This window comes from Paenibacillus sp. TSA_86.1, from assembly GCF_052691815.1.
The window spans coordinates 332,777-350,659 of record NZ_JBQZGE010000004.1; the positions used below are offsets into that span (position 1 = coordinate 332,777).

General features: G+C 44.8%; 17 protein-coding genes, 1 pseudogene and 1 riboswitch. Of the genes and pseudogenes, 12 read left to right on the forward strand and 6 right to left on the reverse strand.

The window, feature by feature from the left end; all coding sequences use genetic code 11:
• Nucleotides 1–90: 90 nt before the first annotated feature.
• Nucleotides 91–1,317 (reverse strand): glucose-1-phosphate adenylyltransferase, encoded by a 1,227-nt coding sequence (locus ACUTVW_RS12700; RefSeq protein WP_445646129.1) that lies wholly within the window; start codon nt 1,315–1,317, stop codon nt 91–93.
• A 226-nt stretch (nt 1,318–1,543) separates the two neighbouring features.
• On the opposite strand from ACUTVW_RS12700, the gene glgB reads away from it, so the two are divergent.
• Nucleotides 1,544–3,523, forward strand: coding sequence for a 1,4-alpha-glucan branching protein GlgB (glgB, locus tag ACUTVW_RS12705; RefSeq protein WP_445646151.1), 1,980 nt, complete (start codon nt 1,544–1,546; stop codon nt 3,521–3,523).
• A complete protein-coding gene (glgA, locus tag ACUTVW_RS12710) occupies nt 3,520–4,956 on the forward strand; it encodes a glycogen synthase GlgA (RefSeq protein ID WP_445646130.1) in 1,437 nt (478 codons plus the stop codon). Before glgB ends, glgA begins: the two co-directional genes overlap by 4 nt.
• Before the next feature lie 102 nt (nt 4,957–5,058).
• Here glgA and ACUTVW_RS12715 read toward each other — a convergent pair whose 3' ends face one another.
• Complete coding sequence (locus ACUTVW_RS12715) at nt 5,059–6,234, reverse strand: M20 family metallopeptidase (protein ID WP_445646131.1); 1,176 nt, start codon at nt 6,232–6,234, stop codon at nt 5,059–5,061.
• Between the two features lie 197 nt (nt 6,235–6,431).
• Between ACUTVW_RS12715 and ACUTVW_RS12720 the strand changes: the two genes are divergently transcribed.
• The 3 genes from ACUTVW_RS12720 to ACUTVW_RS12730 all read left to right on the forward strand — a co-directional run bounded on the left by ACUTVW_RS12720 (nt 6,432) and on the right by ACUTVW_RS12730 (nt 9,660).
• Nucleotides 6,432–7,895, forward strand: coding sequence for an ABC transporter substrate-binding protein/permease (locus ACUTVW_RS12720; protein WP_445646132.1), 1,464 nt, complete (start codon nt 6,432–6,434; stop codon nt 7,893–7,895).
• Nucleotides 7,882–8,604 (forward strand): amino acid ABC transporter ATP-binding protein, encoded by a 723-nt coding sequence (locus tag ACUTVW_RS12725; RefSeq protein WP_445646133.1) that lies wholly within the window; start codon nt 7,882–7,884, stop codon nt 8,602–8,604. The genes ACUTVW_RS12720 and ACUTVW_RS12725 overlap by 14 nt, the downstream gene beginning before the upstream one ends.
• A 189-nt stretch (nt 8,605–8,793) precedes the next feature.
• Nucleotides 8,794–8,989, forward strand: a riboswitch (cyclic di-AMP (ydaO/yuaA leader).
• 2 nt (nt 8,990–8,991) lie between these two features.
• A complete protein-coding gene (locus tag ACUTVW_RS12730) occupies nt 8,992–9,660 on the forward strand; it encodes a 3D domain-containing protein (RefSeq protein WP_445646134.1) in 669 nt (222 codons plus the stop codon).
• A 152-nt stretch (nt 9,661–9,812) separates the two neighbouring features.
• Here ACUTVW_RS12730 and ACUTVW_RS12735 read toward each other — a convergent pair whose 3' ends face one another.
• Nucleotides 9,813–10,634: a polysaccharide deacetylase family protein gene (locus ACUTVW_RS12735; RefSeq protein WP_445646135.1), complete on the reverse strand. Its 822-nt coding sequence runs from the start codon at nt 10,632–10,634 to the stop codon at nt 9,813–9,815.
• A 155-nt stretch (nt 10,635–10,789) separates the two neighbouring features.
• Here ACUTVW_RS12735 and lpdD point away from each other — a divergent pair, with 155 nt between their 5' ends.
• From lpdD to ACUTVW_RS12760, 5 genes are all read left to right on the forward strand, one after another.
• Complete coding sequence (gene lpdD, locus ACUTVW_RS12740; protein ID WP_445646136.1) at nt 10,790–11,122, forward strand: prenylated flavin chaperone LpdD; 333 nt, start codon at nt 10,790–10,792, stop codon at nt 11,120–11,122.
• 103 nt (nt 11,123–11,225) lie between these two features.
• Nucleotides 11,226–11,897, forward strand: a complete 672-nt coding sequence (locus tag ACUTVW_RS12745) for a PspA/IM30 family protein (protein WP_445646137.1) — start codon at nt 11,226–11,228, stop codon at nt 11,895–11,897.
• Nucleotides 11,898–11,992: 95 nt separating this feature from the next.
• A complete protein-coding gene (locus tag ACUTVW_RS12750; protein ID WP_434750797.1) occupies nt 11,993–12,394 on the forward strand; it encodes a DUF350 domain-containing protein in 402 nt (133 codons plus the stop codon).
• A gap of 31 nt (nt 12,395–12,425) precedes the next feature.
• Entirely contained in the window at nt 12,426–12,932 is a 507-nt protein-coding gene (locus tag ACUTVW_RS12755) for a DUF4178 domain-containing protein (RefSeq protein ID WP_445646138.1), read from the forward strand.
• A gap of 11 nt (nt 12,933–12,943) precedes the next feature.
• Nucleotides 12,944–13,693, forward strand: coding sequence for a DUF4247 domain-containing protein (locus ACUTVW_RS12760; protein WP_445646139.1), 750 nt, complete (start codon nt 12,944–12,946; stop codon nt 13,691–13,693).
• 103 nt (nt 13,694–13,796) lie between these two features.
• Here the strand turns inward: ACUTVW_RS12760 and ACUTVW_RS12765 are convergent, their stop codons facing one another.
• Nucleotides 13,797–14,087: an HNH endonuclease gene (locus ACUTVW_RS12765; protein ID WP_445646152.1), complete on the reverse strand. Its 291-nt coding sequence runs from the start codon at nt 14,085–14,087 to the stop codon at nt 13,797–13,799.
• Between the two features lie 179 nt (nt 14,088–14,266).
• On the opposite strand from ACUTVW_RS12765, the gene ACUTVW_RS12770 reads away from it, so the two are divergent.
• Together ACUTVW_RS12770 and mobB are read left to right on the forward strand one after the other, a co-directional pair.
• Nucleotides 14,267–15,535, forward strand: a complete 1,269-nt coding sequence (locus ACUTVW_RS12770; protein ID WP_445646153.1) for a molybdopterin molybdotransferase MoeA — start codon at nt 14,267–14,269, stop codon at nt 15,533–15,535.
• A gap of 7 nt (nt 15,536–15,542) precedes the next feature.
• Nucleotides 15,543–16,262, forward strand: coding sequence for a molybdopterin-guanine dinucleotide biosynthesis protein B (mobB, locus tag ACUTVW_RS12775; protein WP_445646140.1), 720 nt, complete (start codon nt 15,543–15,545; stop codon nt 16,260–16,262).
• A gap of 395 nt (nt 16,263–16,657) precedes the next feature.
• Here mobB and ACUTVW_RS12780 read toward each other — a convergent pair.
• Both ACUTVW_RS12780 and ACUTVW_RS12785 read right to left on the reverse strand, forming a co-directional pair.
• Nucleotides 16,658–17,524, reverse strand: a pseudogene (locus ACUTVW_RS12780) (IS3 family transposase); the annotation flags it as partial.
• Between the two features lie 8 nt (nt 17,525–17,532).
• Entirely contained in the window at nt 17,533–17,850 is a 318-nt protein-coding gene (locus tag ACUTVW_RS12785) for a transposase (protein WP_445646141.1), read from the reverse strand.
• Nucleotides 17,851–17,883: the final 33 nt, after the last annotated feature.

Sequence of the window (17,883 nt, forward strand, 5' to 3'; positions counted from 1 at the left end):
TGTAATTAGACAATGAACATCGTATATAGTGTGAAACCAAAAAGGCGAGCCATAACGGCTCGCCTTTTTTTATATCCAACTCCATTAAATTTATGAGGATAATTCGCCAGTACGAAGACGGCCACTTTTCTCATACACTTCTTTAAGAATGCGTACGGGCTGTGTACGTAACGCTGGTTTGGGTCCCACGATCTCGTTAGGGCCAACAACGACGATTTCGTCTGCTGTACCTTTGACAATCGCACCGTCTTTGATGATGGCTCCTTCGCCGATAATTGCACGTTCGATATGAACGCCTCGACCTACGCGTGCGTTGGGCATAATAACACTGTCCAGCACTTCAGAACCTTTGCCCACTTCAGCACCGCAGAAGATAACGGAGCGTTCAGCACGGCCTTCAATGGCGCAGGAGTCATGGACCATGGAAGCCAGATGTTGCATTTGCGTCTGTCTTGCTTTGATGGCGCTTGGTTTGGAGCGCCATTCACGGGTGAACATCGGCCAATCTTCTCTTTGCAGGCTCCAGTTTTCTTCGTTATACAACAGATCCATATGCGCGTCCCAAAGGCTTTTTACTGTACCAACATCTTTCCAGTAACCATTAAAGTTATATACATAAAGCGAATTGTTTTCGTTTAACATCTGTGGAATGACATCTTTTCCGAAGTCGTGGCTGGAGTTAGGATCGGCAGCATCTTCAATGAGATGACGTTTCAGGTATTGCCAATTAAACATGTATATACCCATGGAAGCCAGGTTACTTTTGGGCTCAGCCGGTTTTTCGGCAAATTCCGTTACGCGCAGATCCTCATCTGCGGCCATAATGCCGAAGCGGTGTGCTTCGTCCCAAGGGACCTCCATGACCGAAATTGTTGCAACAGCGTTATTAGCTTTATGTGCCTCCAGCATTTCACGATAATTCATATGATAGATGTGGTCACCCGACAAAATTAGAACATTTTCGGGGTTTTGCTGGTCAATATAATCGATATTTTTATATATGGCATCCGCAGTTCCCAAGTATTCGTCATTTCCTGTATGATAAGATGGAAGCAAGGAGATTCCGTTCTCATTTGGGTTGCCATCTGTCCATGGTTCTCCTTGACCAATATGTTCGTGCAGTGATTCCGCCTGGTACTGCGTTAGTACTCCTACAGTATCGATTCCTGAGTTGACGCAGTTACTGAGAGGAAAATCGATAATACGGTAGTGCCCGCCAAACGGTACAGCGGGTTTAGCAATCCTCGAGGTTAAAGGAGCTAATCGCTTTCCTTCTCCTCCCGCCAACAGCATAGCGATGCAATCTTTATTAAACATGATCGTTTCCCTCCCAAAATATTTGTGCAGTGTAGTACATTAGTAAACGAAAGCGAAGCTTCTGAAACGATAGCTATTGTAAAAAATCTGAAAAAATACATCATTTTTTAAAACAACGCATTTTTCTTTTCAATTTGGCTAGAATGGGGTAATGATTAGCGTTATATCTATTTTCTGGAGAAAAGAAGGTGATCCCTTGGCTATTGAACCGTTGGCACAATCGGATATGTCATCTGAGCATATTTATTTATTTCATGAAGGTAATCTTCATCACAGTTATCGAATGTTGGGCGCGCATCCTGAGACTCGCGATCACCGTCAAGGATTCCGATTTACCGTATGGGCACCAAATGCCGTAGAAGTGGGACTGGCTCTGGACCGTAATGAATGGCAAGGGGAAAAGGAACCTTTATATAAGATACCCGAATCAGGATTTTGGAGTCGTTTTTTTCCGGGAATTGAAGAAGGTACTTTATACAAATTTCGTATTTTAACGGAAGACGGAACCGAAGTTCTCAAAGCAGATCCATATGCTTTTCAGGCGGAAGTTCGCCCGCAAACGGCTTCTGTCACAAGTTCCATTGAAGGTTACAAATGGAATGACGGCGCATGGAGACGCAAGCAGCGTACGATGTATAACAAACCTTTACATATTTATGAAATGCACCTGGGAACGTGGAAGCGCAAGGAAGATGGTAGCCTTTATAACTACCGTGAGATGGCAGACTTGCTCGTTCCTTATTTATTGGAGATGAATTATACCCATGTTGAAATGATGCCCCTCAGCGAGCATCCGTATGACCTGTCATGGGGATACCAAAATACAGGTTTTTATGCACCAACTAGCCGTTATGGGCAACCCAAAGATCTGATGTATCTGGTGGATACACTACATCAGGCGGGCATTGGTGTATTGCTGGACTGGGTGCCGGCTCACTTTGCCAAGGATGCGCATGGCCTGCGTCTGTTTGATGGTACACCCTTATTCGAATACGCAGATCCGATGTTAGCAGAGAAGCCGGGCTGGGGTACGCTTAGTTTCGACTACTCCAAACCGGAGGTGCGTTCATTCCTTATTTCCAACGCATTGTACTGGATGGAGATGTATCATTTTGATGGACTCCGAGTTGACGCGGTTACGAGCATGCTTCGTCTTGATTTTGAAAAGCAGCCAGGCCAATATCGAACGAACGATGAAGGTGGTCTCGAGAATAAAGAAGCTGTCGCCTTTTTACAACAATTAAACGCAACCATCTTTGAATATTTCCCTTATGCTTTGACGATGGCTGAAGAATCCAGTGCATGGCCAATGGTCACGATGCCGGTAGACAAGGGAGGGCTGGGTTTTAATTACAAATGGAACATGGGTTGGATGAATGATACGCTGGATTATATGGAATCTGATTTTCACGACCGCCCTTCCAAACATCATTTGCTGACTTTCCCGGTTGTATACTCCTTTTCTGAAAATTATGTGCTTCCTCTGTCTCATGACGAGGTCGTTCATGGTAAAAAGTCTCTTTTGAATAAAATGCCAGGAAGTTATGAGCAGAAATTCGCAGGTATGCGCGCGTTTCTTGGTTATTTCATGACATTCCCGGGCAAAAAGCTATTATTCATGGGTGGAGAGTTCGGCCAGTTCATCGAATGGAAAGATGAGGATCAACTGGACTGGTTTTTGCTGAATTATGACAGTCACCGCAGCCTGCACAAGTTTGAACGAGAGCTGTCTGAGCTTTACGTCCGTGAAAAAGCTTTATGGGAGCTTGATCATTCCTTTGACGGTTATGAATGGATCACTCCGGATGATCAGGGCCAAAGTGTCATTTCATATGTACGCAAAGGAAAAAAACCTACGGATACACTCCTTGTGCTCATTAACTTTCAGCCGGTCAAAAGGGAGCGTTACCGGATCGGCGTCATGCGTCCCGGTATGTATACCGAAATTTTGAACAGTGATCATTCGGATTACGGTGGTTCAGGGATAACTAATGATATGCACATCCCTACGGAAAAGATTCCATTTCACGGGCATGAAAACAGCCTGGAAGTGGATTTACCGCCGCTTAGCATCGTGATTTTAAAAAAGAATACACGCCGGAAAACGGAGCCCATCGCTGAAGGTAGCGCTTCCGTGAAATCGAAAAAAAAGACAGTAAAAAAAGAGGATAGCACGCTTAAACCGAAGAGGGGGACAAAGGCATGAATATTTTATTTGCAGCGGCGGAAGCTCATCCGTTTATTAAAACCGGAGGACTAGCAGATGTTATTGGTGCACTGCCACAAGCTTTGAAAAAAAACGGGGCTGACGTACGCGTGATTTTGCCAAAATATAAAGGAATTCCTGATGAATATAAAGAGGCGATGAAGCCTGTAATTGTTACGGATGTGCCTTTGGGTTGGCGTAGAGCTTATTGTGGAATTGAAATGCTGGAATTTGACGGGATCCCCGTTTATTTTGTAGACAATGAATATTATTTCGGACGGGACGGAGTCTATGGTTACATGGATGACGGTGAGCGATTTGCCTTTTTCAACCGTGCTGTACTTGAGGTGCTTCCGCAAATTGAATTCAAGCCAGACGTCTTGCATACACATGACTGGCATGCTGGAATGATTCCGCTGCTGCTTAAGGCTCACTATGCTCACGATGCATTTTATAGTGGGATTCGAACCGTGTTCACCATACATAACCTGTTGTATCAAGGCGTATTCCCACACGAGTTATTTAGCGAAATCCTGGAGCTCGATGACCGGTATTTCACGATGGATGGGGCGGAATACTACGGAAATGTGAATTTCCTGAAAACAGGAATTGTGTATTCTGATCATGTGACAACGGTGAGCCCGACATATGCCAGGGAAGTGCAGACTTCATATTACGGTTATGGGCTGGATGGACTACTCCGCTCAATCGGTGATCGCTTCAGTGGCATTGTGAACGGCATTGATACCAAAAGTTACAACCCGGCAACGGACAATAAAATACCGGTCAAATACAGAACAAGCCTGTCCAAAAAAATTGAAAATAAAATCGAATTACAAAAGGAGTTGGGGCTGCCGGTTCGTCCAGACGCTCCGCTCATGGTAATGGTAACTAGGCTTGTTGATTCCAAAGGGCTTGATCTGGTGTGCCGTATTTTGGATGAGCTGCTCTATTATGATGATATTCAATTTGCCGTGCTGGGTACGGGGGATTCTTCATATGAGCACTGGTTCCGCGAAGCAGCTAATCGTTATCCCTTGAAAATGTCAGCTCAGATCACATTCAATGACGGTTTGTCTCGTCGTTTCTATGCGGGTAGTGACATTTTCCTGATGCCTTCAAAATTTGAGCCATGCGGGATCAGCCAATTGCTGGCCTTGCGTTATGGAAGTGTACCACTTGTAAGAGAAACAGGTGGCTTGAATGATACTGTTCAAGCTTACAATGAGTTTACAGGGGAAGGGAATGGCTTCTCGTTTACAAACTTTAATGCTCATGACATGATGAATAGCATTCGGCGAGCACAAGAGTTTTATCGTCAGCCAGATCAATGGAAGAAAATTGTGAAAAATGCAATGAGCGGAGAATACAGCTGGGAGGTATCGGCTGGGGAATATATGGATATTTATCGTCGAATCCAGGGTGAGAGCTGATTTGATGTTGAACTTGAATACAAAAGCCGCAGTTTCGGTAACTGCGGCTTTTGTTGTTCATGAAGATATACAAATAAATGAAATGTGATAAATATAAAGGGCTTAACGAGTAATTTGCTCAAACTCCTTACGAATCGCCTGCAGCAATTCAGGTTTGCTCAAGACGTCGTAAGCGGTAGCAGCAAGCGCTTTGGCCCCCAATATCATGCCTTCCAGTGCACGTTCTTGCAGTGCTAGATCGCGAAATTCAATGGAGTGCAGCGTATGAACTTCATCAACTACACGGATATAAGGATGGATGGCCGGACATCTCAGGGAAACATTACCGATGTCCATCGAGCCGTGATCGTTTCCGCTGACGATCTCACCTTGCGGAATACCAAGCTCCATCAAATTCTGACTGAACGCGTCAGAGAAGGTCTCATTCGTCACCATCTCATCATAAGATGTTTCGTAGTTGGATGTCACGAGCTTACATCCGGTCTGGAGCGCAGAACCTTGTGCAATCTGTATAACACGCTCTGTCAGCACGTTTAGTTCTTTACGTGTAGCTGCTCGTACGTAAAACTGCGCAGAAGCATAGTCCGGGATAATATTAGCGGCTTGACCGCCACTGTTGATGATTCCATGAATACGTACGGTGCTCTTCACTTGCTGTCTGAATGCATTAATGCCGTTAAAGGTTTGAATGACGGCATCCAATGCATTAATACCTTCATGCGGGCTGGCTGCAGCGTGTGAAGATTTGCCATGAAACTCGAATTGCACGGCATCAATAGCCAAGGAGCTGCCTGACTTTTCATAAGCATAGAACGGATGCGCCATGAGTGCGATATCACAGTCATCAAACAGACCTGCTTCTGCCATTGGCACCTTTGCCCCTCTTGTTTCTTCCGCAGGTGTACCAAACACTTTGATTGTTCCTCCGACTTCATCCACAATAGCTTTTAGGCCAACGGCCGCGCCAAGGCTCATCATACAGATCAAGTGGTGACCGCAAGCATGTCCAATCTCCGGCAAAGCATCATATTCGCATAACAGTGCAATGGTAGGGCCAGGTTTGTTAGAAGTGTATACACCGATGAACGCCGTATCGAGTCCAAGAATCGGAGCTTCAACTTCAAATCCATGATAAGACAATTCTTCCTTTAAACGGGCAGAGGCTAAGTACTCCTCATTTCCAAGTTCAGGATGGGCTCCAATATATGATGAAATGTCTTTGAAACGGGAAGCATATTGATCAATAACGTTGAAAATCTGAGTTTTATTGGCTGTCATAGGTAAACTCCTTCAGTAAAGATGAAAATATCCAATTGATTATAACATCTTTGCAGTATTTTTTCAGAAACAAGTCAAGATTAGATCTCCAAAATGCATTGCATAATCATGCATTGTACTTTATAATGACTCAGTCATCAACATGAGGATGAATCAATATGTCAAAGTAATTATAGCATTGTAAGGGGAGAACAAGGTTGAAATTAATAAGTCGTTATACCGTAATGCTGTTAACGTTCCTTCTTTTTCTGACGGCGGCTGCACCTGGAGCGCTGGCGAGTGGTACGACAAACAGTTCGGGTGGTAAAAAACTGGTGCTCGGGACGAGTGCCGATTTTGCACCCTATGAATTCCACAAAGTAATCAATGGCAAAGATGAAATCGTCGGCTTTGATATTGCGATTGCCAAAGAAATTGCTAAAGATCTGGGAGCAGAGCTTGTTATCGAAGATATGGGCTTTGATGGACTGTTGCCCGCTCTTCAGAGCGGACGTGTAGATCTGGTGGTTTCAGGGATGACACCGACAGACGAGCGTAAGAAAAGCATTGATTTCTCAGATACGTATTACAAATCCAAACAAGTGATTATGGTTCGTAATGTCGACAAAGACAAATATCCGGACATGAAATCACTGGAAAATGTCAAGATTGGTGTGCAAAAGGGATCCATTCAAGAAACCATCGGTCAGAAGATTCCTGATGCAAAGCTGACTTCACTGGATAAAATATCCGACATCGTGCTTCAATTACAAACCAAACGTGTTGATGCAGCTATTGTAGAAGATACCGTAGCCGCTGGTTACTTGGATGACATTATCGGTCTTGCTGCAGCAGTTCCGGACGAAGAACAGGCTGAGGCCGCTGTCGGGATTCGTAAGGGCAATACGGAGTTATTAGCTTCTGTAAACAAAACCTTGGATCGCTTGAAAAGCGAAGATAAGATCAACCAGATGGTTACAGAAGCAAGTCTCCTGATGGCTGACAAAGTCAATAAATCTCAAAACATTTTTCAATTGTTCTGGGAATACAAAGGCTTATATGCAACAGGTATCGGTTACACGCTCCTATTGTCGGCACTAGGCGTATTATTCGGGGTCATCATCGGTCTGATTATCTGCCTGTTCCGTCTTCATAATATGGCGATTCTGCGCTGGATCGGTACAACCTATGTAGAGGTGATCCGCGGGACGCCAATGCTGGTACAACTTATGATTATCTATTACGGGGTGTCGCTAACTTTTGGCATTAACTTCTCAGCACTTCAAGCTGGGATTATGACGCTTTCCATTAACAGTGGTGCGTATCTCGCGGAGATTTTCCGTGCCGGTATTCAAGGCGTTGATCGTGGTCAACTGGAAGCAGCCCGTTCACTTGGTATGGGCAGGGGCGCAGCGATGCGTTACATTATTCTGCCACAGGCCTTCAAGGCCGTTTTGCCTGCCATCGGTAACGAGTTCGTAACGATCATTAAAGAGTCCTCCATTATTTCGGTCATTGGTATGGTGGATATTATGTATCAGGCTAGTGTTGTCAAAAACATTACGTTCCAGGGTCTGAACCCGTTCATTATTGCGGCAGCGATTTACTTTGTCATGACATTTATTCTGTCCAAGCTGCTCGGACGATTGGAAAGGAAGTTGGGTGCAAGTGATAGACGTTAGACAATTACACAAATCTTATGGCAAAAACGATGTGCTTAAGGGCATCGACGTAACGATCGGAAAAGGTGAGGTCGTCGTGGTTATTGGCCCTTCAGGTTCGGGAAAAAGTACGTTCCTGCGCTGTCTGAATCTGTTGGAGCAGCCTACATCCGGGCAAATTGATTTTGAAGGTGTTTCGATCACTGATCCAAAGCACAACATTAATGCTACGCGTGAGAAAATGGGGATGGTGTTTCAGCATTTCAACCTGTTTCCTCACAAAACGGTTCAGCAGAACATCACGATTGCGCCAATCAAGGTGAAAAAGCAATCGACAGATGAAGCGAACAAAATTGCTGAGGATCTTCTGAAAACGGTCGGTTTAGCGGACAAAAAAGATACGTATCCCAATCAGCTATCAGGTGGACAGAAGCAGCGGATTGCGATTGCAAGAGCACTGGCGATGCAGCCGCATGTCATGCTGTTTGACGAGCCTACATCTGCTCTTGACCCGGAGATGGTCGGAGAGGTGTTGGAAGTCATGAAACGTCTTGCTGAAGGTGGAATGACGATGGTTATTGTCACTCATGAGATGGGTTTTGCACGTGAGGTTGGTGACCGGATTCTGTTTATGGACGGCGGAGTTATTGTCGAAGAAGGTAAGCCTGATGAGGTGTTTGGAGCACCGAAACATTCGCGTACACGAGACTTTCTGGCCAAAGTGCTTTAATTCATTCATTCTACCCTATGTATAGGATAAGGTTAAAAAAGGCGTTATCGGATCCAAAAATCCGGTAACGCCTTTTTGTTGTTTGAAAAAAAGATAGAATCGGAAAAGTAACTTTTTTGTTACCTGCATATGTTTTCAAAACGCCAAATGGAAACATTTACTACAGTTCAAGGTTACAAGATTGTGATATATTGAAGGCTGCCGAAACTTCCGAAGTGGAAGTGCGGGGGACGTAACGATGCAGATATGTTATTCATTGGATAAACATACTGCTTGGGGTGAATTAGGAATACATAACGCTTCAATATGTCAAGTAAAGCCTATAGGGTGGGCTCCTCCATCCGAATCCGACAACTAACTTCGCAGGCATAATGAGGGAGGAAGACCATGTATAACAAGAAACGTTTAGCCAAAACTGCCATCGCACTACTTACATCTATTCTATTCATTCAAGCCGTTCCGGCTCACGCGGATTCCGTTCATGTGGCTAAAGATGGGGACACCTTCTTCACCTTATCCAAACAATATGGTGTTGATATGAACACATTAATCAAAACAAATAAAGACATTTCACCTTATAACATCTATGGCGGTTTGAAAATTACCATCCCAGGTAACGAAAACAAAGCAGCAGCCCCAGTTCAAGTGAAGTCGCAGGAAAAGGCGGTTACAGCTGCAAGTCTGGACGTAAGTTCGGATAATAAAGTTGTACAGGCTTGGGGGAAAACTTTTGACTACAGCAAAACACTAAGTGTTAAAGCGACTGCATATTCCGCTGATGCATCTGAGAATGGTGGATGGGGGCCCGTTGATTATTTTGGAAATCCGCTGGAATTGGGTACGATTGCGGTAGATCCCAAAGTTATTCCTTTTGGCACTAAGGTTTTGGTGACAGGACATACACATCCAGGATTGCCGAAACAGGCTTTCGTAGCAACGGCTCTGGATGCCGGTAGTGCAATTAAGGGAAATCGCATCGATATCTTCATCCCTGGAAGCAAGACATTTGTAAGTTCGTTTGGTTTTCAGGATATTGAGCTTTACATTTTAAAATAAAGCTATAACGCTTCCTTTTATTATTATGGAGGCTCATAAGTTGAAATCATTATAAACATAATCAAAGGCAAAAATAGAAACAGGGTGTTCTTTAGTGTTATCATGACGAAAATGAATCATGACTACACATAGGAGCACCCTGTTTCTTTCAATTATTGTTTCTCTTTGGGCAATTTAAGCATTTCGTCCAACGTGACCAATTCATATCCTCGATTCCGCAATTCCTCGATAACTTCAGGCAAAGCTTCTACCGTACCTTGCAGGTTCGATCCTGTACCGCCGCCAGCATGCTGCAATACAATGGAGCCGGGTTTCACCGCAGAGAGAATATTATGTTTTACCCTTTCCTTGGACAATCCTTTCCAATCCAGAGAATCCACATTCCAGTTCACAATGCTGTAGTGCTGCTTGGCGGCCCAACGTAGCTGCTCCTCATTAATGTCCCCGTAAGGAGGACGAATCATTTTAGGCGTATATCCGGTCAGGCGATGAAGAATATCTCCCGTATGTAAAATTTGTCTGCGAAAGGCAGTCATCGATAACTTGCTGAATTCAGGATGATTATAGCTGTGATTGCCTACAATATGCCCTTCTTTTACCATACGTTTCACCAGATTCGGGTGTTTCTCCGCACGGCTGCCTACAACAAAGAAGGTTGCGCGAACCTTATATTTTTTCAAAACATCAAGCACTTGAGGGGTGAACCTCGGATCTGGCACATCATCAAAAGTCAGCGCAACTTGCTTGGTGGAAGGGCCATTTGTTTTGAAGGTATCCGCATACTTCTGCCGAAGTTGACCCAATGTCAGCTGTTCTTCTCTAGCATCTGAGCTAGAGGCCGGTGTATCCTTCGGATTAGACATTCCGCGTGATATAGTCTCAGAAACAGGATCAGAGGCAGTAACTGTAGGGGCCGAATAAAATCCGGAACATATGACAGTAACGAGTGCGAGCATGACGAGGCGTATACTCATTTTAACGGCCTCCTTTATCAAAATTACGTTCTCTATGGTATGCCCTATGGTCACTTCTTTTATGCGGATGTGAGAAGTCTCATTGCCACAATTAGGTTATGAAAGCGATAATTTCACCATATAAGATATAGAAGAAAAGGATAGGTGGGAAGAGAATGAGTACATATGATTTGAAATCCATTCGTTTAGAGGTTTTTGAAGCAGGGCAGGACAAGATATTTCTGGTCACTGGTGGGAAAGCTCATATTGGAGCTGTATCTACATTTTATGTGGACCATGATCGGGTTAGCGGGACAACGGTGCATATCCCGGGGCATAAGGAACAAGAGTTGTGTGAGCGGCTTGCTCGTAAGGCTGCTTTACAACTGAAGGTTACAGTAACTGTAATTATGGGTATCCATTTTGACAGCATCACACGAATGCAGATTGATGAAATCGTGCAGACTGCAGAGAGACTGATGGATGAACATTTAAATAAAAAAATGTAGATTCAAGTTTTAAAATTTTTTCTGCAAATTTGAAACGTGTTGCAGATTAGTTGCGTATGTATCTTTATATACAATGCACTATCCACTGGGAGGAATAAACCAAATGTCCATTTTTAAAAGATTACGTGACCTGACAATGTCCAACATTAACGCGATTATCGACAAAGCAGAAGATCCAATCAAGATGACGGATCAATATATCCGTGACATGCAAGAAGATCTGGAAGATGCTGAGAAAGCAGTAGCCGCACAAATCGCAATCGAGAAGAAGTTCAAGCAATTGTTCGAGGAACAGGAAGCTCTTGTGAAGAAACGTGAAGAGCAGGCTCACACAGCAGCTCGTGCACAGAACATGGATCTTGCTCGCCGTGCTCTGGAAGAGAAAAAGGCAGCGGAAGAGAAAATGGTGGAATACAAAACCAGCTATGATCAAAACAAAGCGTCTGCAGACAATCTTCGCGGTAAGCTCGATGAGATGCGCAAACAATTGACTCAAATGAAAAATAAACGTGAGACGCTGGTTGCTCGTTACAATGCAGCTAAAGCACAAACGGAAATCAACAAGGCTCTGAACGGATTCAGCGCAGACACTGCAAGTGCAGGGATGAAACGCATGGAAGAGAAAATGATGCAGATGGAAGCTCAGGCTGAAGCAAGCAACGAAATGTCTTCCAAAGGCAAGTCGCTGGATGAAGAGTTCGAGAAACTTGGCAAGGATGCGGCGGTTGAAGACGAACTTGCTGCGCTTATGAAACAGTACGAGAATAAAAACTAACACCTTGGCAGTCAGCAGGGTTAACCAGCGGAGGAGAACCGTGTTTCTCCTTCGCTTTTAAATGCGAATCATGTTGATAAGTGGAGGCTGTTTAAATGGATTTAAACATTTTAGCGATGCTGGTCTGGACGGCTTCAGGTTCAGTTTTACTTTTTGTACTGATGTATGTGGATTCACTTTTTACGAAATACAAGGATTTTGCTGAGGTTAAGGCAGGCAATATGGCGGTCACAACCCGGATGGTGATGAAGTTGTTCGCGCAGGGTTATGTGCTTGCAACGTCGATCTCAACAGCTGGACATCTCGGAGAAGCGCTGCTGGTTTCCGTCGTATCTTTCGTTATTTTATTGATTCTGGAAAGTGTCGTTCACTTTATGATTCGTAAATGGGCCACTTTGGACCTGGATACGGGAATACAACAAGGCAAAACAGGATATGGATTGTTCTCTGGTGCTTTGCATATCGTCGGCGCCTTAATCATTGCAGCTTGCCTGTAAACCGATAAGATAACGAACAGGAGTAATTGGCATGAGTGTATGGAAACGTATTAAAGGAATACTAGCAAAGCCGGAGCCGCCCAAATCGGAAAAAACGATGCTTCAGCTCGCTCCTGGTGATATCTGTGAAGTGTCTCTGGTCACATATGAAGTCGTAGGCAGGGTACAGAATCGGGCTCGTAATGCAGTTGTATTAACGCTGCAGGATGGGAGTGCATTTCGTTATTTGCACGTAGAAGAACGTGAAATAACACGTTATGCCTTGTATTCACCGATCGACGGAAGACTTGATGCCCCCGATGAGGTACCTACCATTCTCGAACTGGATGACCAAGTGTATCATCTGGAGGAAGAGTATGGAGGCATGGTTCAGACCGTGGGCAGAACACCTTATGGTCAGGCTGGTGAGCAGCTGGTGTGGCAGTATCAATCGGATGATAACAAACTTCTTCGTGTGGAATGGCAAGACAGAAGGTTTAACCTTTACGAGGGTGAGTCCATTCTTCCTGCGGATATCAAAGTGATTCGTTCGAACTAGGAGAGGTTCCAATGAAAAAACGCTTGGCACATGGATTGAAATTAATGCTAGTCCTCAGCCTTGTGATGTCTCTGTTGTCTGCGTGCGGTGCCGCTCCTTCGGTTCAGGATACATATCCACTTGAATCTGTAAGTGGTAGCGGTCAATCCACGTCTTACGTGTATCGGGCTGAGAATCGCACAGTTCCTGAAGTTGCAAAGGAATTGTCCGATCAACGAAAACCGGACCAGATTTCGGCAGAAAGTACAGAGCGTATGTTCCTGGTGTATCAGGATCAATATTATCATCTGCAGCAAGATCCCAAGAAGCCAGAAGATACACTTGTCGAAGTGGATTCCAAGGAATATGTACGTCAGAATTACAGCTCCTCTTTCTTGCAAGGGTATCTAACAGCAACCTTAATTGGTAATTTGTTTGATACATTTGGTGGACGAGGATCTGGAAACTATCGGGGATACACAGACAGAGATACGTACAAACCAAGTGCTGGCTCTTACCGAGCCCCAACGAGCAATGATAAAAAGCTGGCTCCGCCCCTTACGGTTGAGCGAAAAGGTTCCATTACCCGGCGCGGCAGTGATAAGGACACAAGTGTTGGTTCTGGCAGTGGTTGGTTTGATCGCAAAAAGGACCAAAGTAGAGGAAGCATCGACCGTAATAAAAGTAGCGGAGGCTTGGGTGGTTTGTTTGATTCACCGAAAAAATCCTACAAAAAGCCTAAGACCAGGGTCGGCGGCGGCAGGATTATGAGGCGAAGATAAAGGCTAAGGTAAACATGACGTGATCCCAATGATGTGAATGACGAAAAAACAGTAACATGGTGAGACTGGCGAATGCGGCAGTGAGCACCTTGTTACTGTTTTTTTATGATTTACGGATATGATGGGATTTGCGAACGCGAGGAATTGTGGAAGCAGGCTGTTTGCGGATCCAGCGCAGATAAGGAATGATACGTTCATCTGTTCGCAGAGATTGCAGATCCGTCAGTCCAAGTGAGACCAGATCCCGATTCGTATATAACGAGTGAATTTGTTTGTGGCAAGGAATACATAGATTAGCTGTGGGCATCAGGCTGCCACCCATTTCCTTCGGAGTCAGATGATGAACCGTTGTTTCGACGGGCTCTCTGCCACACAACTCACAGTGATTATTCAGGATATTCACCTCCGATTATCGAATGCTATTATGTGCAACTGCAGGCTAATTCATGTTTCCTGTTGTGATTCAGTGATCAATCGACTTGTCATCGGCACATATTCGGGCTACACTTTCTTAAATGAGAAAAAGACTTCAGGAGGTAAACCACTGTGAAACAAACTTCCGATTCATATGATATGAGCACCGCCAAATTTCATCGTACGGCTGTACAAGTGCCCGAAGCACAGGCCAGAATTGCTACGCAGGTATCCGCAGGCCGAATGGAACATGTACCTCTTGTCGATTCACATGGTCGCACACTTGCAGCGTCGATTAAAGCACCGCATGCGTACCCTTTTTTCCGGAGATCAGGTATGGATGGTTTTGCGATTCAAAGTGCAGACACGGCTCTGGCTACAAGTGAACAGCAAGTATGGTTTCGGGTTATTGATGAGATCCCGTGTGGATATACACCAGAACATCATATTACACCTGGAACGGCTGCAAGAATCATGACCGGTGCTCAAGTTCCGGATGGTGCAGATGCTGTTGTTATGATGGAGATGACGGAAAGCAAGCAAGAAGACGGTGAGCACTGGGTTGCTCTGAAACGTCAGATTCTGGCCGGGGCTAACATTACTCCAATTGGGCTTGAAGTACAGGAGGGGCAACAGCTGATCGAAGCGGGAACAGTGATCGGAGCAGGTGAACAGTCTGTGCTGGCAACGTTTGGTGTAGCTGAAGTGCCGGTCTTTGAACGGCCGAGGGTGGCTATTTTTGCTACAGGAACGGAGTTGCTTGAAGTCCATGATCCTTTGCAGCCAGGCCGGATTCGTAACAGTAACAGCTATATGCTACGTTCTTTGGTCATTGAAGCCGGGGGAGAACCGGTCATGTACGGAGCCATTGCAGACGATGTGAATACAGCAAGGGCGAAGCTGGAGGAAGCAATCCGGGACAATGATATCGTTGTGACGACAGGCGGTGTATCCGTTGGCGATTACGATATTATGGGTGAACTTGTGCTGGAAGAACAAATGAAACTTCTTTTTAACAAAGTCACCATGCGTCCGGGCAGTGTGACGACAGCTGCTGTGTATAAGGACAAGCTGTTATTTGCTCTATCGGGTAATCCGGGGGCATGTTTTGTTGGGTTTAATCTGTTTGTTCGTCCAACACTTCGTACTATGCAGGCAGACCCCTATCCGTATCTGGAAGAATGGACAGTGATATTAGAGGACGGCTATACAAAAGTGAACAATTTCACACGCTTTGTACGCGGACGTACAATCATTCGGGATGGAAAAGTATATGCTGCTCCTGCAGCTTCCCGTGTGGATGAATCAAGTGTCATGATTACGATTAAAGACAGTGACTGCCTGATTGTCATTCCGCCTGAGAAAAAGGGCATAGCAGCAGGGGAGCTAGTCACAATTCTCAAACTACCCACCGGGCAAATAAGGTAGATGGTGTATGAATAAAACAAGTGCTGCAGGGCCAAAGATCATACAAGTTGTTGGATATAAAAATACAGGCAAAACAACGATGACAGCTACATTCATTGCCGGACTTACTGCTAAAGGATTGAAGGTTGCTGCCATCAAACATGATGGACATGACCATTTTGAGATGGATCAGAAAGGCACGGACTCCTATCAGTTTGGCAAAGCCGGTGCGGAAGCTGTTGTGGTTATTTCTCAGAAAAGAACAGCGATTATTAAACAGCATCACACCCGGCTTGACGAAATGCTGAGCCAGTTTCCGGACTATGACTGGATTGTGATTGAAGGTTTCAAGGATGCGCCGTATCCCAAATTAGTAATGGTTCGAGAAGCTGATGACCTGACCCTTGTTCGTAAGCTTGAACATGTGGTTGGCATTGTATTTTGGTTACCGGAGTTAATGAAAGAAGCATTAGAAAAAGAGACAGATAGAGAAGAAACAGATAGAGAAGAAACAGGAACGGTATTGGAATTAGAAACAAGGTTGGAAGCTGAGGCGGGGATAAGAGGAAATGGGAACAGATATGACGAGCGGCATGTAAGAGAAATTGCAGAAAATTGGAGTGTTGAGATAGATAAGGTACAGGATATTAAAGGTAGATCTATAGCCAATTTTTTGTTCAGTGAGCGGGAAGTCATTGTAGATGCTGTGCTTCAGCTTAACTTAACGGATTACAGGGACGAGAAGTAGTGTTAAATCAACACTTTTATGAAGATGCCCAAGCTGGAGAAGTGTAAGTTTAGGTGAGCTTGTAGTGGATAAGCTCGAGAAGGATATTAGGGTGTGTCTGAAAATGCTGAAGGACGCAGGTTTTGCTGAATTTTCGTCCCAAGCCAGGAAGTTTTCCGCAGGCGTGCTGAGGCACGTCAAGGGAAAGTGACGAAACAGGGGAGCGAAAAGTATGAGGTTTTTTTCTAACGATCTCCAGAAGCGCTATTTGGGACATAGCACACCTTTTTATTTTCTAACGATCACAGGAGAGCTTATTTTAAGAAATAGACAAGAAAAGACAAGAAAATGGGTGTTTCACCTGTGTTTTTAACAAAATAACGCTTCTGGTGGACCTATGTCAAGAAAGTAGACACTTACGCGACGGATTTGTCCGTAAATTTCATTGCAAAACGAGCAGGGGAAAGATAACCTAGCGCGCCATGCATTCGCTTGCGGTTGTAATAGAACTCAATGTACTGGTAAATGGCGGTATAGGCCTCTTCAGGATTCTTAAAACGAGGGTTACAGTAAATGAGTTCCTTCTTCAAAATGCTGTGCCAAGACTCGATACATGCGTTATCGTAACAGTTTCCTCGGCGGCTCATACTGAGTTCCATACCATACGTTTTCAGTTGCTCCACGTATTCTTTTGACGTGTACTGCGAGCCACGATCCGAGTGATGGAGCAATCCTGGAGCGGGGCGTTTGGCTCGGTAAGCATCTTTCAATGCACCTAGTACCAGGCTCGTTTCCATATGGTTGTACAGGCGCCAGCCTACAATTTCACGTGTACACAAATCCAGAACACTGGCGAGATATAGCCGGCCTCCTCGGCAGGGAATGTAGGTGATATCGGTAACCCATACGGTGTTCGGTGTAGACGTTTGAAATTGCTGGTTCAGCGTATTCGGTGCAATAGGATGATGATGTTTAGAATCCGTTGTTTGGACACGATACCGGGGACTATGCACGGAACGAAGATTCATTTGACGCATGTATATACTGACGGTACGTGAAGAGATTTTGTACCCTTCCAGATGGAGCGAATGCGTGATTTTAGGACTTCCACACCGCTTCTGGTGGTCGTAGAAATGAAACCGAATACGCTTCATGACCTCGGCTCTCCGGTGCTGCTGCTTGCTTGTTCGATCCATCCGCCACTTGTAATATCCGCTCCGTGACACGTGTAACAGGGTGCACATCTTCTCCAAAGAAAACTGGGAGCGATGGTTTTCCACAAACTGAAACCTTAGCGCTTTGGTTTGCTGAAGATGTGCACTGCTTTTTTTACAATAGCTAGTTCTTCTTGTGTATCCGCAAGCGTATGCTCTTTCTCTTGAAGCAAAAGACGCATTTCTTTAAGCTCTGCTTCCAGTTCTTTTACTCGATCCGCGCTAGCTGCAGGCTCGTTTTTGAGTTCACGATACTTGCCCATCCATTGGTGTAACGTACTTTTTGGAATGTTGAGTTCTTCTGCTAGATCGCCAAGCGTCTTCGTCTGCTCTTGAATAAATTTGACCGTTTGTTTCTTAAACTCTTCATTATACCGTTGCCGTTGTTCTCCCATGTGGACACACCTCCGTTCCCTTATTATCCCTCC

Bases quoted from the DNA above. Each gene is read 5' to 3' on its own strand.
- ACUTVW_RS12700 (WP_445646129.1), bottom strand. From the start codon at position 1,317: ATGTTTAATAAAGATTGCATCGCTATGCTGTTGGCGGGAGGAGAAGGA.
- glgB (WP_445646151.1), top strand. From the start codon at position 1,544: ATGTCATCTGAGCATATTTATTTATTTCATGAAGGTAATCTTCATCAC.
- glgA (WP_445646130.1), top strand. From the start codon at position 3,520: ATGAATATTTTATTTGCAGCGGCGGAAGCTCATCCGTTTATTAAAACC.
- ACUTVW_RS12715 (WP_445646131.1), bottom strand. From the start codon at position 6,234: ATGACAGCCAATAAAACTCAGATTTTCAACGTTATTGATCAATATGCT.
- ACUTVW_RS12730 (WP_445646134.1), top strand. From the start codon at position 8,992: ATGTATAACAAGAAACGTTTAGCCAAAACTGCCATCGCACTACTTACA.
- ACUTVW_RS12735 (WP_445646135.1), bottom strand. From the start codon at position 10,634: ATGAGTATACGCCTCGTCATGCTCGCACTCGTTACTGTCATATGTTCC.
- lpdD (WP_445646136.1), top strand. From the start codon at position 10,790: ATGAGTACATATGATTTGAAATCCATTCGTTTAGAGGTTTTTGAAGCA.
- ACUTVW_RS12745 (WP_445646137.1), top strand. From the start codon at position 11,226: ATGTCCATTTTTAAAAGATTACGTGACCTGACAATGTCCAACATTAAC.
- ACUTVW_RS12750 (WP_434750797.1), top strand. From the start codon at position 11,993: ATGGATTTAAACATTTTAGCGATGCTGGTCTGGACGGCTTCAGGTTCA.
- ACUTVW_RS12755 (WP_445646138.1), top strand. From the start codon at position 12,426: ATGAGTGTATGGAAACGTATTAAAGGAATACTAGCAAAGCCGGAGCCG.
- ACUTVW_RS12760 (WP_445646139.1), top strand. From the start codon at position 12,944: ATGAAAAAACGCTTGGCACATGGATTGAAATTAATGCTAGTCCTCAGC.
- ACUTVW_RS12770 (WP_445646153.1), top strand. From the start codon at position 14,267: ATGAGCACCGCCAAATTTCATCGTACGGCTGTACAAGTGCCCGAAGCA.
- mobB (WP_445646140.1), top strand. From the start codon at position 15,543: ATGAATAAAACAAGTGCTGCAGGGCCAAAGATCATACAAGTTGTTGGA.
- ACUTVW_RS12785 (WP_445646141.1), bottom strand. From the start codon at position 17,850: ATGGGAGAACAACGGCAACGGTATAATGAAGAGTTTAAGAAACAAACG.